Below are 18,519 nucleotides of genomic sequence, written 5' to 3'. Positions count from 1 at the left end.
CTTGGCTCTGGTTTTCTAGATACAAACATCATCTTTGCGATTCGGGTCGATAAAATGACTTTTGCATACGAAAGTCTTATTAAGTGCGGGAAATGGAGGCACTTCGGGGCAGACACCCCGTGCGGTCCTAAAATTTGGACAGTCCTTGCTTACAAACCGGGCTTGCGTCGGGAAGCTTGCGTCGTGCAAAACGATTTTTTGCATACAGTGAATATCCTCCCGGCATGATTTGGAAACGCATATAGTCAACGAATTCCGGGACCCGAGCGCGAGATGCCGATGTCAGAAGACGCCTTCGAAAATTACGACAAACGTGCGCCCCTGTTCGAAGTGGCCGCCGATTTCATCCGGAAGAATATTTCGCTCGGCCATTTGAAGCCCGGGCTGGTCCTGCTGGAGAGTGCGCTTTCCGAACGTCTGGACATGTCGCGCGCAACACTGAAGCGCGCGCTGGAGATTGCCGAGGCCGATGGATTGGTCGAACGATTTTCCGGGCGGGGCTTCATCGTGTCGGGCGACAGCGCGGAACCGCTGCGTGAAGACCTGCGCCAGATCCAGCTTGACCACTCGTCGCTCTCGGACAGCCTCGGCAAGCCCAGCTGGAGCCGCGTTTACGACGACGTCTCGTTCCACGTCACCCGCTGCCCGATCTTTGGTTCATACCGCATTCTCGAGGCGCAGATGGCCGAGGAATACGGCGTGTCCCGCACGATCATCCGCGACGTTCTGGGGCGTTTGCAGGAACGCGGTCTGGTGCAGAAAAGCAAGACGTCGCGCTGGATGGTCGAGCGGCTTACGTCCAGACGGATCAAGGACAAATACGATCTTCGCAATATCCTTGAGGTTGCTGCCCTTAAATCAGCCCAGCTGCCGTTTCAGGACATCCAGAAACTGGTAGACAGGATCCGGCAGCTTTCCACGCAGGAACGGCTGGCCGAGGATCAATGGCGCGCGCTTGACCGCAAGTTCTTCGAGCTGGTGATCCTGACGACGCCGAACAAGGATCTTGCGGATTGCGCCTCGGCGAACCGGCTTGCGCTCGAGGCTTGCCAAGCGGCGCTGTTCTCGCTTGGCCTTCCGCCCGACAAACAGTCCCTGCAAGAGCTGCAGCAGGTGCTTGAACTTGCGCTGTCAGGATCGGTCTCGGCGGCGGCCAGCATGCTTTCGACACATTTGACCAAGCTATCCGCACGAACCATCGCGCAGATGAAAATCACGGCGATCATCGAGCCCCCGGATTTCCCGGCCTATCTGCAACCCTACCAGCATAGGGAAACCCGCTGACATGACGTCAGGGTGGCACTTTCTTGGCTGACGCCAATCCTGAACGCATGGCGTTTCGCCATTCCGAACAAAATGCCAGTTGCAACATGGGATGACCGTGGCGGCGATCGTCACATGCTAAGGATCGACCACGGGTGGGCTGCCATTTTCCAGCATGATCCAGCGTCTATGTCGATAAAGCACATGCGCAGGTGGTCCGGATTTCTTCCAGCAAGACCTTGCGGCACAGGGCCAGTTCATCGGCACGGATGAATTCGTCCGCACGATGTGACCGTTCGATTTTACCGGGTCCGCAGATGACGGATGGAATACCCGCCGCTGCGAAAACTCCGGCCTCGGTGCCATAGCTGACGGCCAGAACGGTCGGGCGTCCGGATCGGGCCGACAAGCGATGGGCCAGCGAAGGATCCGAAGCCGCGCGAAGGGCGGGATAAGCGGCCAGAACGCGATGTGTGGCACCTTCGGGCAAGCCGGCCACAAGGCCCGCGATGACCGTTTCGGGCGGGTGATCGGGAATGCCCCGCGCCTCGATCAGCACCTTGGCCATATCGGGGATGATGTTGACGGCCGTGCCGCCTGTGATGACCCCGGCCTGTAGGGTCGAACAGGGCGGATCGAAGGCGGCATCGAATGGACCCGTCAGACGCAGCGCACGGGCCATCTCCTCAACCTGCAGGGCAAACCGGGCGGCGGGATAGATCGCATTCATACCTCGTGCAGGGTCCGAGCTGTGGCCGGGGGTGCCTGCAAAGGTCACCTCGACCGTCTGCTTGCCCTTATGCGCCAGAACCGGCGACATGTCCGAAGGCTCGCCCACGATGCAGGCCAATGGCGGCGCGATCAAATCTGGCAGGCGCGCGATCAGATGCGGCACGCCCTGACAGCCGATCTCTTCGTCGCAGGAAATTGCGAAATGGACCGGACGGTGCAGGTCCGCAGCTAGCAGATCGGGCAGCAGATCAAGCATGACGGCCAGAAAGCCCTTCATGTCGCTGGTGCCGCGGCCCACCAATCGGTCGCCCTGCGCGGTCAGGCGGAACGGATCGCTGGACCACTGCTGCCCGTGGGCCGGGACGACATCGCTATGCCCCGACAACATCAGACCTGGCACATCCGCCGGACCGATGCTGGCCAGAATGTTCCAGCGCCCCTCGGGGGTGGGCAGGCGGTGCAGGGTCACGCCGGGCCGGTCCAGATGCGTGCAGATGGCATCGGTGATGGCATCGTTCGGCGTTCCGGGCAGCGAGGGGATGGCCACAAGTTCGGCCAGAATATCCGTCAGGGTCATGGGCTCTCCTTTTCAGGCAGTCTGCGCGGCGGCGGGCGCAGATGCTGCCGAAGGCGGGGGGGCGGAACGGGACAATCCACTGTGTCCTGGTGGAAACCGCGCAAAAACTGCTTGGCGCCCTGCCCTAATCTGGCGTTGCAACAAACCGGATGCCCGCCATGCCCCAAAGCTTTGACCCAGACTGCATCGACCTGCCCCTTGGCCATGTCATCGACGGCAAGCTGGTTCCGGCAAAGGGCGTGCTGCCGATGTTCCGGCCCTCGGACGGGGCGGAACATGCGGCCTGCCCCGTGGCCGATGCCGCGATGGTGGATCGCGCCGTAGAAAGCGCGCGCAATGCGCAGGCGGCGGGATGGGGGTCGGCTACGCCCCGCGACCGGACCCGCGCCCTGCACAGGTGGGCCGACCTGATCGAAGCCGACGCCCCCACCCTTGCACCGCTGGAGGCGTTGTCATCGACCCGCCCCGTCGCACAGCTGGCGCAAGGCGACATTGCCGTCACTGCCGAACAGATCCGCTTTTTCGCCGAGATGGCCGATAAGGAAGGCGGCGATCTGGCGCCCACCCGCGATGCTTCGCTTGGGATGACGGTCACCGAGCCTTACGGCGTGGTGGGGGCGATCACGCCATGGAACTTTCCGATCTCGATGGCGGGGTGGAAGCTGGGGCCCGCGCTGGCGGCGGGCAATGCCGTGGTGCTGAAACCGTCCGAGATGACGCCCTTTTCCACCATCCGGCTGGCGCTGCTGGCGGTGCAGGCGGGCATCCCGGCGGGGCTGGTCAATGTGGTTCTGGGCGACGGGCCGGTAACGGGGAACGCCATCACCGGCCATCCGGACGTGGCCAAGGTCAGCTTTACCGGATCCACGGGGGCAGGACGTGCCATCATGGGCAATGTGGCCCGCACCGGCATGAAGCCGATGACGCTGGAGCTGGGCGGAAAATCCCCCCAGATCGTCTTTGCCGATGCCGATCTCGATCTGGCCGCCGATGCCATCGCGCGGTCCATCACCTTCAACGCCGGTCAGGCCTGCGTGGCGGGCAGCCGGGTGATCGCCGACAATCGCATCCTGCCGGACCTTGCCGCGCGGCTGGTGGCGCGGATGGTGCCCGACCGCCCCGGCCCGACATGGGATGCGGCGACGGGCTATGCGCCGATCATCTCGGACCGGCAGTTGCGGCAGATCGGCGGCATCGTGGATGATGCGGTTGCACAGGGGGCGACGCTGCTGACCGGCGGCGCGGCGATGGACCGCCCCGGCTATTTCTATGCGCCGACGCTGCTGGCTGATGTCGCGCCGGACAGCCCCGCCATTCTGCAGGAAATCTTTGGCCCCGTCCTGACGATCCAGGGCTTCGATGATGAGGATCAGGCGATGACCCTGTCGGACCACCCGACCTATGGGCTGTGCGCGGGCATCTTTACACGCGACCTGTCGCGGGCCATGCGTATGATGCGGCGGGTCCGGGCAGGCACGGTCTGGATCAACCGATACGGCCGTTCGCGCGATCACATCCTGCCGACCGGGGGCAAAGGCCAATCGGGCATCGGCAAGGATCTGGGCCGCGAGGCCTATCACGCGAACCGCCAGTCCAAGACCGTGCTGATCGACATCTGAGGAGCCCTGAATGACCCATCGCATCGCCCTGATCCCCGGAGACGGCATCGGCATCCCCGTGACCCAAGCCGCGATGCGCGTGGTCGCGGCCAGCGGCGCCGACGTCGGCACCGAAACCTTCCCTTGGTCCTGCGACCATTACCTGCAGCATGGCACCATGATGCCCGATGACGGCATCGACACCCTGCGCGCCTTCGATGCGATCTTTCTGGGCGCAGTCGGCTGGCCCGCCCGCGTCCCCGATAGCGTATCTCTGCATGGTCTGCTGCTGCCCATCCGCAAAGCCTTTGTGCAATACGCCAACATCCGCCCCCACCGCCTGCTGGAAGGCGTCGAGGGGCCGCTGAAAACCCGCGACTTCGACATCCTCTGCATCCGCGAAAACACCGAGGGCGAATATTCCGGCGCCGGCGGCCGCGTCCACCAAGGCACCCCGGACGAGGTCGCGGTCGAAACCTCGATCTTCACCCGCGCGGGCGTCGAACGCATCCTGCGCTTCGGCTTCGAACAGGCGCGGGCGCGTCGGGGCAAGCTGGCGTCGGTCACCAAATCGAACGCGCAGCGTCACAGCATGGTCTTCTGGGACGAGGTCACCGACGAACTGGCCGCCGAATATCCCGATGTGCAGGTCAGCCGCTATCATATCGACGCCATGTGCGCGCGCATGGTCATGGCCCCCGAGAGCCTTGACGTGGTCGTGGCCTCGAACCTGTTTGGCGACATCCTGACCGATCTGGGCGCGGCCATCCAGGGGGGCCTGGGCTTTGCGGCTTCGGCCAATATCGACCCGACGCGCAAGAACCCTTCGATGTTCGAACCCGTCCACGGATCGGCACCGGACATCGCCGAACAGGGCATCGCCAACCCGATGGCCGCCTTCTGGTCGGCAGCGATGATGCTGGACCATTTGGGTCAGACCGATCCCGCCGCCCGCATCATGGCCGCCATCGAGGCCACCACCGCGCGCGGCATGGGCACCCATCCGGGCCGCGACACCACCGATGCCATCACCCAAGCCGTTCTGACCCAGCTGGAGACCTGACCCATGACGATCCACGCCCCCATTTCCCGACTGTCCGACCCGGACCTGATGCGCCAGCAGGCGCTGATCGGGGGGGCGTGGGTCGATGCCGAAGACGGCGCGACGGTCGATGTGACCGACCCCGCCACCGGCAATGTGCTGGGCAGTGTGCCCGACATCTCGGGCGGGCAGACACGCGATGCGATCATGGCCGCCAATGCCGCCTTCGCTGCATGGCGCCGTCGTCCCGCCGCCGAGCGGGCCGATCTGCTGATGGCGTGGCACGACCTGATGATCGCCGCGACCGAGGATCTGGCGCTGATCATGACGCTGGAACAGGGCAAGCCGCTGGCCGAAGCACGCGGCGAGATCGCCTATGGCGCCAGCTTCATCAAGTGGTTCGCCGAGGAAGCCCGCCGCATCGAAGGTCAGATCATCGCCGCCCCCACCGACGACCGCCGCATCCTGGCCATGAAGGAACCCGTCGGCGTATCCGCCATCATCACGCCGTGGAATTTTCCGAACGCGATGATCACCCGCAAGGTCGGCCCGGCGCTGGCCGCGGGCTGCACCGTGGTCGTCAAGCCGTCGGAATTCACGCCGTTTTCGGCGCTGGCCCTTGGGGTTCTGGCCGAACGGGCGGGCATCCCTGCGGGCGTCATCAACATCGTGACCGGCATGCCAACGGCGATCGGCGCCGAACTGACGGCCAACGCGACGGTGCGCAAGCTGTCCTTTACAGGCTCGACCCGCGTGGGCTCGATGCTGATGGGGCAATGCGCCCCCACCGTCAAACGCCTGTCGCTGGAATTGGGCGGCAACGCACCTTTCATCGTCTTCGACGACGCCGATCTGGATGCGGCGGTCGAAGGCGCCATCGCGTCCAAGTTCCGCAATGGCGGGCAGACCTGCGTCTGTTCCAACCGCATCTTCGTTCAGGACGGCATCCATGATGCCTTCGTGGAACGGCTGTCCGCCAGGGTTTCGGCCATGAAGGTCGGCCCCGGAACCGATGCGGGGACCCAGATCGGCCCGATGATCAACAGCGCTGCGCTGGACAAGATCCAGGCCCATATCGCGGACGCCACCGCCAAGGGTGCGCGCATCGCGGCGCAGGCCCCCGCGCCGGACGGTCAATATGCCCGCCCCACCGTCCTGACAGGGGCGACCGCCGATATGCGTCTGGCATCCGAGGAAACCTTCGGCCCCGTCGCCCCCATCTTCCGCTTCACCGACGAAGCCGAGGCCGTAGAGGCCGCCAATGCCACCCCCTTCGGTCTGGCGGCCTATTTCTACACCCGTGACCTGTCGCGGGCCTTCCGCGTGGGCGAGGCGCTGGAGTTCGGGATGGTCGGCCTGAATACAGGCGCGCTCAGCATGGCCGTCGCCCCCTTCGGCGGGGTCAAGCAATCGGGCCTCGGGCGCGAAGGCGCGCGGGCGGGCATCGAGGAATACCTGGAAACCAAGGCCTTCCACATGGCTGGCCTATGACGCGACGGTGCCGGGGGTTCCCCAAGGGGCCCGCGGCCCCTTGGGCGTGGGGGCGCGGGGGAGCAGGCTCCCCCGCCTTTCCCCTCAGCCGACGATCACATAGATCTTGCGCACCGTCTCAATCGTCTTCCAGACACCGCGATACCCGGGTTTCATGATGAAACTGTCGCCCTTGCGAAAGACGCGTGGCGCATGGCCTTCTTCGGTCAACTCGATCACGCCCTCCAGCAGGTGACAGAACTCGAAGCTGTCACCCTTGATGGAATGGTTCTGGCCGGGGGTGGATTGCCAGATGCCCGTGCGGACATGCCCGTCACCCGTGTCATCAAAGGCCCATGTCAGGAAGTCCGGATCACCCGCGATCAGCTTTTCGGGGGCGCATTTGCCCGGTACGGGTTCGCCGGCCTCGGCCAGATCGATCTTCTTCAGCAGCGGCATCAGCCCACCTTGTCATTGAATTTGTAATACATCCCCACCAACGGCAGGAACCACGGCTTGCCCGAATGCAGCGGCACCGCCTGCCACGGCAGGTCCTGCCACGGGTTCGCGCGATCGCGCCCCATGATCCGGTCCGCCATGATCTCGCCCATATGGGTGGCGATCTGCGCGCCATGGCCGGAATAACCCATCGAAAACCACAGGCCCTCGGCCTGCCCCGCGCGTGGAAAGCGGTCGGCGGTCATATCCACCAACCCGCCCCAGCAATAGTCGATGCCGACATCGCCCAGCTGCGGAAAGACCTGCGCCAGCGCCGCCTGCAGCACCGCACCGCTTTTCGCATCCGACCGCTGGTCAGACCGGGCAGAAAACCTCGCCCGTCCGCCCCAGATCAGCCGACGGTCCGGCGTCAGGCGGAAATAGTTTCCGATATTCATCGAGTTCACATAGGTCCGGTCGCCCGGCACGCTGCCCGCGATCTGATCCTCGGACAGGGGCTGTGTGGCGATGATGAAGCTGCCCACAGGCACGATCCGGCGTCGGAACCACGGGAAGGCGTCACCCGTATAGGCCCCCGTCGCCAGCAGCACCTGCCCCGCCGTCATAGCCCCGCGCGGCGTATCCAGCCGCCAGCCTGCGCCTTGGCGCGTCCGCGCGGTGACGGGGGCATCCTGAAAGATCACCGCGCCACGGCGCACCGCAGCCTCGGCCAGCCCCACCACGAACTGCCCCATATGCATCATCGCGCTTTTGCGCTGCAACATGCCGCCATGAAAGGCGTCGCTGTTGACCTCGGCCTGCAGCGCGGGTTTGTCCAGCCATTCGGTTTGGGGATCGGCCTCGCGGTGGACCGCTTCGAAATTGCGCCGCATCGCCGCGACATGGCCGGGTTTTGATGCCAGCTTCAGCTTGCCCGACCGGCGGAAATCGCAATCCATGCCTTCCTCGGCGATGATGCGTTCGATCGTCTCAATGCCCGCATCGAAAGCGTGATACAGCTCGCGCGCCTTCGCCGCCCCGAAACGCGCCATCGCCGCAGGATAGCTGTGGGCGATGCCGTTGTTCAGATGCCCGCCATTGCGCCCCGATGCCCCCGCCCCGACCAACGCGGCCTCCAGCACGACGACGGATTTGCCTTCCATCGCCAGACGACGCGCCGCGCCAAGGCCCGTGAAGCCCGCGCCGATCACGGCGACGTCGTATTCGCCCGCGACCGGTCCCTGCGCGGCTGCGCCGAAAGCCGGCGCGCTGTCCTGCCAATAGGGGACGTGTTTCACAGCCCGAAAACCCCTGGCAGGCCGCCGATATCGGCGATTTCGGTATAGCCGTAATAGGGGTTCGCCGGTTCATGGCCACGATTGACCCAGACCTTCCGGTCGATCCCCATGTCATGGGCGGTCATCAGGTCATAGCGGAACGACGAGGACACATGGCAGATGTCCTTGGGCCCGCAGCCCAGCTTCTGCAGCATGTATTCGAAACCGTTCATCTGCGGCTTGTAGCTGCCGGTTTCCTCGGCGGTGATGACCATGTGGAAGGGCGCGCCCAGCTTTTCGACATTGGACATGATCTGGCTGTTCATCGCGTTCGACAGGATCACCAGCGGGATTTCCTTGGCAACCTTGGCCAGACCGGCGGGCACATCGGGATGTGGCCCCCAGGTGGGAACCTCATCATAGATACGAACCGCGTCTTCGGGGCGGAAGGGCACGCCATTGGCGCGGCAGCTGCGTTCCAATGCGTTGTGGACGACCTCGGCATAGGGTTTCCACGCGCCCAGAACCTCATCCATACGATAGGCCGCGAAATTCCGGATGAATTGTTCCATCGCGGGGGCGGACAGCGTGTCGCCATAGATGCGACGCGCCGCGCCCGCCATGTCGAAATTGGTCAGCGTGCCGTAGCAGTCGAAGGTGATGAACTTGGGGCGGATATACATGACAATGACCTCTGGTTGATCTGGGTTGATCCAAGCCTAGGCCCGCCACGCCGGACGCACGCACCGCATCCGCGCCCCCGCAAGGCAGATTTCACCGTAATCGCCGCGGCCCACCGCAGGATATGTCACGAAGCCTCCATTTCGCCCCCTCTCGGTCCCCGCGCGGCCTGCCACCCTGCCTGCCCGCGCGGCATATCCTGCGGCGGCCCCAAGGGCGAACGGCGCAAGATTGTGCCATGCCGCGGTCAACGGCCGCAGATGCCGCCCGCCCCGCGCCAGACTGGGGCCACACGATCCGGAGGTTCCATGTCCGTCACCCTGTCCCTTGCCCCCTTCGCACCCGAGCATCTGCCCGCTGCGCTGGCCCTTTCGCAGGCCGAAAGCTGGCCCCACCGCGCCGAGGACTGGGCGCTGCTTTTGTCGCTCAGCAAGGGCGTGGTCGCGCTGCATGACGGTCAGGTCGCAGGAACGGCGCTGGTCACGCACTTTGGCGATGTCGGGCTGGTCAACATGATCATCGTGGGCAAGGCGCTGCGCGGACGCGGCTTGGGACGCAAGCTGGTCGAGGGCGCGATGGCCACCGCGCCGGTCCCCGAACACCGCCTGATCGCGACCGAGGCCGGCCTGCCCCTCTATCGCAAGATGGGCTTCGTCCCGACCGGAGAGATCGTGCAGCATCAGGGCACCGTTGCGCCTGTTTCCGCGCCGGGTGGCATCACATGGGCCACGCTGAACGACGCGCCCGCGTTGGCGGCATTGGACCGCTCCGCCACCGGCATGGAGCGCCGCCCGCTGATCGACGCGCTGCTGCAACAGGGCCGCATTGCCGTCCGTCGCGAAGGTGACCAGATGATGGCTTGGGCCGCCATCCGCCGTTTTGGCCGCGGTCTGGTCGCGGGGCCGGTCATCGCGCCAGATGCTGACATTGCGCAGCGACTGCTGGCCCATGTCATGGCCGACCATTCCGGCGCTTTCCTGCGTGTGGACACGCAGGCCGACAGCGGGCTGTCGCCTTGGCTCGAAACGCTGAACCTGCCCCGCGCGGGGGGTGGCATCGCGATGTCAACGGCCCCGCAACCCCATACAGCCCCGATCCGCAGCTTTGCCCTCGCCGCTCAGGCGCTTGGTTGAAAGGACCCGTCATGCTTGCCAATTCCCTGGTCGAACTGGACCGCGCCCACCTGATCCACCCCGTCGCCAGCTGGCGCGGCCACGAAGCGGCGGGCCTGCGTCTGCTGACCCATGGCGATGGCGCGACCGTCCGCGACAGCGAGGGGCGCGAGCTGATCGACGGCTTCGCGGGCCTTTGGTGCGTCAACGCCGGCTATGGCCAGCCAAGCGTGATCGAGGCCGCGACGCGGCAGATGCAGGACCTGTGCTATGCAACGGGCTATTTCGGGCTGGGCTCCGAACCCGCTGTCCGGCTGGCCGCCCGTCTGGCCGAGGCTGCCCCCGGCGATCTGGACCACGTCTATTTCACGCTTGGCGGATCGGATGCGATCGACAGCACGGTCCGCTTCGTGCGCTATTACTGGCACGCGCGCGGGATGCCGACAAAGCAACATTTCATCTCGGTCCAGCAGGGGTATCACGGGTCTTCCACGGCGGGCGCGGGGCTGACCGCCCTGCCCACCTTCCATGCGGGATTTGGCGTGCCCTATGACTGGCAGCACAAGATCCCGACGCATGATCTGTATCGCAACCCGGTCGGGTCGGACCCGCGCGCCGTCATTGCCGCATCGCGCCAGCACCTGCTGGACAAGGTCGAGGCGCTTGGCGGTCCCGAACATGTCGCCGCCTTCTATGTCGAACCGATCCAAGGCTCGGGCGGGGTGCTGGTCCCGCCTGCGGGCTGGATGAAGGCGATGCGCGACCTGTGCTCTGATCTGGACATCCTGTTCATCGCCGATGAAGTCATCACCGCCTTTGGCCGCACCGGCCCGCTGTTTGCCTGCGCCGATGAAGACATCGTCCCCGATTTCATCACCACGGCCAAGGGTCTGACCTCGGGCTATGTTCCGATGGGGGCCGTCTTTATGTCCGACAGCGTCTATCAGGTGATCGCCGACGGGGCAGGCAAGGCCTCGGTCGGTCATGGCCAGACCTATTCCGCGCATCCGGTCTCGGCGGCCGTCGGGTTGGCGGTGCTGGACCTTTATCAAGGGGGTCTGCTGGAGAATGGCCGCATCATGGGCGAACGCCTGCAGGCGGGGCTGGCCTCGCTGGCCGACCACCCGCTGGTCGGCGACGTACGCGGGCGCGGCATGCTGGCTGCGGTCGAGCTTGTGACCGACAAGGATGCCAAGACCCCCCTGCCCGCGGCCGCAGACCCCGCGATCCGTATCTTTGATCGCGCTTGGGACAATAGTCTGGTGCTGCGTGCCTTTGGCTGGGGTGTTCTGGGATATGCACCGCCGCTGTGTTGCACCGCCGATCAGATCGACCAGATCGTGGAACGCACCCGCAAGGTTCTGGACCTGACTTTGGAGGACCCCGATATCCGCAAGGCGATGCGCTGATGTCGGTTCTATACCTGTCCGACCCCGCCCGGGGCGAGGTCTTTGCGCGCATCTTTGCGGATACCATGCCCGATCTGCCCTTTCATATCGGCAGCGCACCCGATCCGGCTGCGGTGGAATACATGGTCGCTTGGACTCCGCCCGCAGATCTGTCGGCCTATCCCAACCTGCGGCTGATCTTTTCCGTCGGCGCAGGGGTCGATCAGTTCGACATGTCGGCCCTGCCCCCACAGGTCGGCATCGTGCGGATGCTGGAGCCAGGTATCGCGCGGCAGATGGTACAGATGGCCGTGATGGCCACCTTGTCACTGCATCGGGACATGCCCGCCTATCTGGATCAGGCGCAGCGCGGCCAGTGGCAGGCGCTGACGACCCGCGATGCCGCGCAAACCCGCGTCGGTGTCATGGGACTGGGCCAACTGGGTCACGCAGTGCTGGCGGGGTTAGCGCCCTTCGGCTTTGACCTTGCAGGCTATAGCCGCAGCCCGCGCGACATTCCGGGCGTGGATTGCACGACCGACCTTGCCACCTTTCTGGCGGGCAGCGACATCGTGGTCTGCCTGCTGCCCCTGACCGACCAAACGCGTGGCATTCTTGATGACGCCTTCTTTGCCGCGCTGCCCGATGGCGCGCATCTGGTCCATCTGGGCCGGGGCGCGCAGCTGGATACCGACGCCCTTGGTCGCGCATTGGAAGGGCGGCTGGCCTCGGCCTGGTTGGACGTGACCGACCCAGAACCCCTGCCGCAGGATCACTGGCTGTGGTCGCACCCCCGCGTGATCGTGACGCCCCATGTCGCCAGCCAGACCAATGCGGCCCAAGGCGCTGCCCATGTCATCGCGGGCATCCGCGCCGACCGCGCGGGGCAGACGGCACCGGGGCTGGTCGATCGCGACCGCGGCTACTGAGGGGCGCCGTGCCGCGATCCGCCCCGGCTGCGGAACAATCTGCGGCGGGGGGGGCAAATTCAAAGTTTTCGGTGGCGTGCGTGGCGCGACACTGGGGACCATGGCGGGACCGACCTGCCACATGACCGGGCCGAGGGCGGATCAACCGTCACACCCGTTCCGCGGCGAAAGCGCCGCACGGATTTCGCAGGAAGCGCCGGACGGGCGCGACCCATCACAACAGGGATGACCGGAATGACCGACAAGATCACGAACTGGACCCGGGGCGACGACGCCATGGTCGAAGACGCCATCCGCCGCGGCGCCAGCCGTCGCGAGCTGCTGCGCATGTTCATGCTGGGCGGCGTCGCGATGGCCGCCGGCGGCGGCATTCTGGGGCGTGCAGGCGCGGCCATGGCGCAAACCCCCGTCATGGGCGGCCATCTGCGCGCCGCCGCCTGGTCGTCTTCGACCGCCGATACGCTGGACCCCGCAACGGGTTCGGGGGCGACCGACTATGTCCGCGCCTGCGCCTATTACAATCGCCTGACCAATCTGGACGAACATGGCGAACTGGTGATGGAACTGGCAGATGCCGTCGAATCCGATGATGCCAAGGTCTGGACGGTGACGCTGAAATCGGGTGTGACCTTCCATGACGGCAAGACCCTGACCGCCGATGACGTGGTCTATTCGATGATGCGCCACAAGGACCCGGCCACAGGCTCCAAGGTCGCTGCCATGGCCGAACAGATCACCGAGGTCCGGGCCGAGAACCCGACCACCGTCCGCATCACGCTGGCCGCACCCAATGCCGACCTGCCGACCATTCTGGCACTGCACCACTTCATGATCGTGGCGGATGGCACCACCGATTTCAGCAAGGGCAACGGCACCGGCGCCTTCGTGTCGCAGGACTTCCAGCCGGGCGTGCGTTCGCTTGGCGCCAGAAACGAGAATTACTTTGGCCAGAAGGCCAATATCGAAAGCTTCGAGTATTTCGCCATCTCCGATGACAATGCGCGCGTGAACGCGGTGCTGTCGGGCGATATCCACATGGGGGCCTCGGTCAAGCCGCAGTTCATCCGCATGGTCGAAGGCCAGCCCGGCGTCGTGCTGTCCAAGACCACATCGGGCAATTACACCAATCTCAACATGCGGCTGGACATGGCGCCCGGCGACAAGGCTGGCTTTGCCGAGGGCATGAAGTACCTGCTGAACCGAGAGCTGATCCAGAAATCGGCCATGCGCGGTCTGGCCGAGATCGGCAACGACCAGCCCATCGCCCCCATCAGCCCCTTCCACAACGCCGATCTGAAGCCCCGCGAATACGATCCCGAACGCGCCAAGTCGCTGTTCGACAAGGCGGGCCTTCTGGGCCAGCGCATCGAGGTCATCAGCTCGGACGCGGCATCCTCGGCCAATGACATGGCGATGATCCTGCAGCAGGCCGGGTCCGAGATCGGGATGAACTTCGACGTCCAGCGCGTGCCTTCGGACGGGTATTGGTCGAACTACTGGCTGAAGGCGCCGGTCCATTTCGGCAATATCAACCCGCGCCCGACGCCCGACATCCTGTTCTCGCTGCTCTATGCATCGGACGCGCCGTGGAACGAAAGCCAGTACAAATCCGAGAAATTCGACAGCATGCTGGTCGAGGCGCGCGGCGAATTGGACTTTGCCCGCCGCAAGGAGATCTATGGCGAAATGCAGGTGATGATCTCGAACGAGGCCGGCACCGCCATCCCGCTGTATCTGTCGAATGTCGATGTGCATACCGACAAGATGCAGGGCCTGCGCCCCAGCCCGCTTGGCGGGCAGATGGGTTACGACTTTGCCAAGCATGTCTGGCTGACCGCCTGATCCACCCCGAAGGGCCCGCACCTTGCGGGCCATCCCCAGCCCCCCGGAGACGCGCATGAACCCGCAAGTCCTGACCCTCATCCTTGGCCGGATCGGCGTGGCGGTGGTGACCTTGCTGATCGTCAGCCTGATCGTTTTTGCCGCCACCGAAATGCTGCCGGGCGATGTGGTCCAGATCCTTCTGGGCCAAGCCGCCACCCCCGAGGCCGTCGCCGGCCTGCGCGAGGCGATGAACCTGGACCAGCCCGCGATCATGCGTTTCGCGGGGTGGCTGGGGGGGCTGGCCCAGGGGGACCTGGGCCATTCCTATGCCAACCGCATGGCCGTGGCCGAGCTGATCGGCGGGCGGCTTGCCAACACCATGAAGCTGGCGGCACTGACGGCGGCCTTTTCCGTGCCCGTCGCGCTGCTGCTGGGCATCACCACCGCCATCTGGCGCGGCAGTCTGTTCGACCGGGCGGTCAGCAGCATCGTCGTCGCCGTGATCTCGGTTCCGGAGTTTCTGGTGGCGACGGCGGCGGTGCTGGTCTTTGCCGTCTGGCTGGGATGGCTGCCCGCCCTGTCCTTCGGCGGCGACACATCCAGCATCTGGGCGGTGCTGCGCGCCTATGCGATGCCGGTGATCACCCTGTCCTTTGTGGTGTCGGCGCAGATGATCCGCATGACCCGCGCCGCCGTCATCGAAACGCTGAAGGCCCCCTATGTCGAGATGGCCTTCCTGAAGGGCGCATCGCGGTCGCGGATGGTGCTGCGCCATGCGCTGCCCAATGCGATCGGCCCCATCGTGAATGCCATGGCACTGTCGCTGTCCTATCTGCTGGGTGGCGTCATCATCGTCGAGACGATCTTCAACTATCCCGGCATCGCGAAACTGATGGTGGATGCTGTCTCTACCCGCGATCTGCCGCTGATCCAGGGCTGCGCGATGATCTTCTGCCTGGGCTATCTGACCCTCATCACCATCGCCGATGTCGTGGCGATCCTGGCAAATCCGAGGTTGCGTCACTGATGTCCCAGACCCTTTCCCTTCGCAACCTGTCGCCGCGCAACATGGGTTGGCACGTCAGCCCCGTCGGCATCCTTGCCGCCTGCGTCATCGCCTTCTGGGCCGTCGTCGCGGTGATCGGCCCGTGGATCGCCCCGCATCCGCCGGGCCAGATCGTCGACTACGACTTCTTCGGCCCCCTGTCGGCAGAATACCCGCTTGGCACGGACTACCTGGGGCGGGACATGCTGTCGCGCGTTCTGGCAGGTGCGCGCTTTACGGTGGGGATCTCGCTGGCGGCGGTGGTTCTGGCCTGCACGGCGGGGATCGTTCTGGGGATGGCCGCAGCGGTTCTGGGCGGATGGACCGACACGGCGATCAGCCGGGTGCTGGATGCGGTCAGTTCGATCCCGTCCAAACTGTTCGGTCTGGTCGTGGTCGCAGCGATCGGGTCCAGCATTCCGGTGCTGATCGGCGTGCTGGCCGTGGTCTATACCCCCGGTTCCTATCGCTTTGCCCGCGCGTTGGCCGTAAACGTCAACACCATGGATTACGTCACCGTTGCCCGCGCGCGGGGCGAACGCACCGCCTATCTGATCCGGGCCGAGATCATGCCCAACATCATGGGGCCTGTGCTGGCGGATATGGGGCTGCGCTTTGTCTTCATCGTGCTGATGCTGTCGGGCCTGTCCTTCCTTGGTCTGGGCGTGCAGCCGCCCAACGCCGATTGGGGGTCGCTGGTGCGCGAGAATATGGGTGGGCTGTCCTTCGGCGCGCCTGCGGTCATCATGCCCTCGGTCGCCATCGCCACGCTGACGATCAGCGTCAATCTGCTGATCGACAACCTGCCCACCCGTATCCGCGACAGGAGCGAATGATGACCCTAGCCCAGATCCGCGACCTGCGCCTTGGTGCCACAACCGACAGTGGCCGAGAGGTGCAGATCATCCGCGGCGTGTCGCTGGACATCGCGCCGGGGGAAATCGTGGCGCTGATCGGTGAATCCGGCAGCGGCAAGACCACCATCGCCCTGTCGCTGATGGGACATTGCCGCCCCGGCTGTCATATCGCATCGGGGTCGGTGGTCGTGGACGGGGTCGACATGGCCAGCGCGCCCGAACGACAGCGCGCCGCCCTGCGCGGCACGACCGTGGCCTATGTGCCGCAAAGCGCCGCTGCGGCCTTCAACCCCTCGACCCGGCTGATCGAACAGGTGATCGAGGTGGCGCGCATCCACCGTCTGATGCCGATGGACCAGGCACGCGCCAAGGCCATCGAGGTTTTCCGCGCCCTTGCCCTGCCCGCCCCCGAAACCATCGGCGACCGCTATCCCCATCAGGTGTCGGGGGGGCAATTGCAGCGGCTGGCTGCTGCCATGGCGCTGATCGGCGATCCCAAGCTGGTGATTTTCGACGAACCCACCACCGCGCTGGACGTCACCACCCAGATCGAGGTTCTGCGTGCCTTCAAGTCGGTGATGAAGGAGGGCGGCATGGCCGGCGTCTATGTCAGCCACGATCTGGCCGTGGTCGCACAGATCGCCGACCGCATCATCGTCCTGAAGGGCGGCGAGGTGCAAGAGGAAGGCACCGCCGAGCAGATCCTGCATCATGCCGCCCATCCCTATACGAAATCCCTGCTGGCAGCCTTTCAGCCCGTCCCCCGCGAAGCCGCGGTCACGCCCGCGAAACGGGTCGCCGCGCTGGACGTGCAGAATGTCACCGCCGGTTACGGCATGGGTCGGGATGGCAAGCCGCGCAAGATCGCATTGGAAAACGTCAGCTGCCGTCTGGACAAGGGCCGCAACCTTGGTGTCATCGGTGAATCGGGCAGCGGGAAGTCAACGCTGGCCCGCGCCATCGCCGGGCTGCTGCCGCCGGTTTCGGGACGGATCATGCTGGACGGACACCGGCTGGACCCGTCCCTGCGCACCCGCAGCAAAGAGGATCTGCGCCGGTTGCAGATCGTCTTCCAGCTGGCCGATACGGCGCTGAACCCGGCGCAATCTGTGGGCGATATCATCGGCCGTCCGCTGACCTTCTATCACCGGCTCAAGGGGGCGGCGCATCAGGCGCGGGTGGCGCAACTGCTGGATATGGTGCGCCTGCCCCATGCCATGCGCCACCGCTTGCCGGGGGAATTGTCGGGGGGCCAGAAGCAACGCGTCAACCTAGCCCGCGCCCTGGCCGCCGACCCCGAGGTGATCCTGTGCGATGAAATCACATCGGCGCTGGACACCGTGGTCGGCGCCGCGGTGATCGAACTGCTCAAGGAACTGCAGCGCGAATTGAACCTGTCCTATGTGTTCATCAGCCACGACCTGTCCACGGTCGAGGCGATCTGCGACGAAGTGATGGTCATGCACAATGGTCGCGTGGTCGAAACACTGGCAGCCGACCGCTTGGCAGAAGCCCGCGACCCCTATTCGAAGCTGCTGTTTTCCTCGGTGCCGCAACTGGACACGGGCTGGCTGGACGCCATGCCCCTGCGCCATGCGGCCAGTTAAAGGTCGAACAGGTTTTGAAGCGGCAGATGGGATTTGGCGAAAGGCGTCTTGATGACGACAAAGCTGAAATACTTGTCGATACCCACCTCGGCATCGATCAGCCGCTCCATCACGGCCTGGTAATCGCTGATGCCTGCAGTGACGAATTTGACCAGATAGTCATAGCCCCCCGACACCAGATGGCATTCCACAGCCTCATCTATCTTTTCCAACGCCTGCTGGAAGCGCGCAAAGTCGATCTGGCGGTGGTTCTTCAGCGTGATCTCGGTAAAGACGGTCAGGGTGGGGCCCAGCTTGGCCACGTCGATCTGCGCCGAGTAACCGGTGATATAGCCCGCCTGCTGCAGCTTCTTGACCCGCATCAGGCAAGGGCTGGGGGACAGATGGACCAGATCGGCCAGCTCGACATTGGTGATGCGGCCATTCTTCTGCAGTTCGTGCAGAATGCGGATATCGATGCGGTCCAGCTTCATCGCGACCCCTCCGTTTCGGGCACCACTGTCCTAGCAGGATCTGCGGCGACCACAAACTTAGATGCACGATTTCGACCCGCGACAGACCGATTTTTTCGAACCTGCCCAATGCTGCCGCAGGCGCAGGGTGGCACGGCACGTCATGCTGCGGCGGACCGGAATGCGGCACATCCCGCGGGCATTGTCGGGCAGAATATATCCAGATA

At 64.9% G+C, this 18,519-nt stretch carries 16 protein-coding genes; 11 read left to right on the top strand and 5 right to left on the bottom strand.

The genetic code is table 11. The features are described 5' to 3' along the window. Nucleotides 1–273: 273 nt before the first annotated feature. Nucleotides 274–1,284 carry a GntR family transcriptional regulator gene (locus SJY40_RS16275; RefSeq protein WP_378949192.1) on the top strand — a complete coding sequence of 337 codons (1,011 nt, stop codon included), beginning with the start codon at nt 274–276 and terminating at the stop codon, nt 1,282–1,284. Between the two features lie 166 nt (nt 1,285–1,450). Here SJY40_RS16275 and argE read toward each other — a convergent pair whose 3' ends face one another. Further along, the gene (gene argE / locus SJY40_RS16270) at nt 1,451–2,572 is read right to left on the bottom strand and encodes an acetylornithine deacetylase (RefSeq protein WP_378949189.1); all 1,122 of its coding nucleotides are present in this window, start codon (nt 2,570–2,572) and stop codon (nt 1,451–1,453) included. Between the two features lie 158 nt (nt 2,573–2,730). On the opposite strand from argE, the gene SJY40_RS16265 reads away from it, so the two are divergent. The 3 genes from SJY40_RS16265 to SJY40_RS16255 are packed head-to-tail and all read left to right on the top strand — an operon-like array spanning nt 2,731 to nt 6,703. Continuing rightward, nucleotides 2,731–4,191 (top strand): aldehyde dehydrogenase family protein, encoded by a 1,461-nt coding sequence (locus tag SJY40_RS16265; protein WP_378949186.1) that lies wholly within the window; start codon nt 2,731–2,733, stop codon nt 4,189–4,191. 10 nt (nt 4,192–4,201) lie between these two features. Then, nucleotides 4,202–5,233, top strand: a complete 1,032-nt coding sequence (locus SJY40_RS16260; RefSeq protein WP_378949183.1) for a tartrate dehydrogenase — start codon at nt 4,202–4,204, stop codon at nt 5,231–5,233. A 3-nt stretch (nt 5,234–5,236) separates the two neighbouring features. Beyond that, entirely contained in the window at nt 5,237–6,703 is a 1,467-nt protein-coding gene (locus SJY40_RS16255; RefSeq protein ID WP_378949180.1) for an NAD-dependent succinate-semialdehyde dehydrogenase, read from the top strand. 84 nt (nt 6,704–6,787) lie between these two features. Here the strand turns inward: SJY40_RS16255 and SJY40_RS16250 are convergent, their stop codons facing one another. From SJY40_RS16250 to SJY40_RS16240, 3 genes are read right to left on the bottom strand one after another with little or no spacing between them, the layout of a single operon-like run. Next, a complete protein-coding gene (locus SJY40_RS16250; protein ID WP_378949176.1) occupies nt 6,788–7,141 on the bottom strand; it encodes a cupin domain-containing protein in 354 nt (117 codons plus the stop codon). Further along, nucleotides 7,141–8,418, bottom strand: a complete 1,278-nt coding sequence (locus tag SJY40_RS16245) for an NAD(P)/FAD-dependent oxidoreductase (RefSeq protein ID WP_378949173.1) — start codon at nt 8,416–8,418, stop codon at nt 7,141–7,143. Before SJY40_RS16245 ends, SJY40_RS16250 begins: the two co-directional genes overlap by 1 nt. Beyond that, nucleotides 8,415–9,080: a haloacid dehalogenase type II gene (locus tag SJY40_RS16240; protein ID WP_378949170.1), complete on the bottom strand. Its 666-nt coding sequence runs from the start codon at nt 9,078–9,080 to the stop codon at nt 8,415–8,417. Before SJY40_RS16240 ends, SJY40_RS16245 begins: the two co-directional genes overlap by 4 nt. Before the next feature lie 306 nt (nt 9,081–9,386). On the opposite strand from SJY40_RS16240, the gene SJY40_RS16235 reads away from it, so the two are divergent. The 7 genes from SJY40_RS16235 (at nt 9,387) to SJY40_RS16205 (ending at nt 17,840) form a co-directional block, all read left to right on the top strand. Beyond that, nucleotides 9,387–10,211, top strand: a complete 825-nt coding sequence (locus SJY40_RS16235; RefSeq protein ID WP_378949167.1) for a GNAT family N-acetyltransferase — start codon at nt 9,387–9,389, stop codon at nt 10,209–10,211. Between the two features lie 11 nt (nt 10,212–10,222). Then, a complete protein-coding gene (locus SJY40_RS16230) occupies nt 10,223–11,599 on the top strand; it encodes an aminotransferase class III-fold pyridoxal phosphate-dependent enzyme (RefSeq protein WP_378949164.1) in 1,377 nt (458 codons plus the stop codon). Next, nucleotides 11,599–12,507 carry a 2-hydroxyacid dehydrogenase gene (locus tag SJY40_RS16225; protein ID WP_378949161.1) on the top strand — a complete coding sequence of 303 codons (909 nt, stop codon included), beginning with the start codon at nt 11,599–11,601 and terminating at the stop codon, nt 12,505–12,507. Before SJY40_RS16230 ends, SJY40_RS16225 begins: the two co-directional genes overlap by 1 nt. 234 nt (nt 12,508–12,741) lie before the next feature. Beyond that, nucleotides 12,742–14,349, top strand: a complete 1,608-nt coding sequence (locus tag SJY40_RS16220) for an ABC transporter substrate-binding protein (RefSeq protein ID WP_378949158.1) — start codon at nt 12,742–12,744, stop codon at nt 14,347–14,349. A gap of 55 nt (nt 14,350–14,404) precedes the next feature. Then, a complete protein-coding gene (locus SJY40_RS16215; protein WP_378949155.1) occupies nt 14,405–15,358 on the top strand; it encodes an ABC transporter permease in 954 nt (317 codons plus the stop codon). Then, a complete protein-coding gene (locus tag SJY40_RS16210) occupies nt 15,358–16,212 on the top strand; it encodes an ABC transporter permease (RefSeq protein ID WP_378949152.1) in 855 nt (284 codons plus the stop codon). Before SJY40_RS16215 ends, SJY40_RS16210 begins: the two co-directional genes overlap by 1 nt. After that, complete coding sequence (locus SJY40_RS16205; RefSeq protein WP_378949149.1) at nt 16,212–17,840, top strand: ABC transporter ATP-binding protein; 1,629 nt, start codon at nt 16,212–16,214, stop codon at nt 17,838–17,840. The genes SJY40_RS16210 and SJY40_RS16205 overlap by 1 nt, the downstream gene beginning before the upstream one ends. Here SJY40_RS16205 and SJY40_RS16200 read toward each other — a convergent pair. After that, a complete protein-coding gene (locus SJY40_RS16200) occupies nt 17,837–18,313 on the bottom strand; it encodes an Lrp/AsnC family transcriptional regulator (protein ID WP_378949146.1) in 477 nt (158 codons plus the stop codon). The genes SJY40_RS16205 and SJY40_RS16200 overlap by 4 nt on opposite strands. Nucleotides 18,314–18,519: the final 206 nt, after the last annotated feature.

This window comes from Paracoccus sp. R86501 (assembly GCF_042466435.1).
Lineage (GTDB): Bacteria > Pseudomonadota > Alphaproteobacteria > Rhodobacterales > Rhodobacteraceae > Paracoccus.
This window is presented reverse-complemented; position numbering and strand designations above follow the sequence as displayed.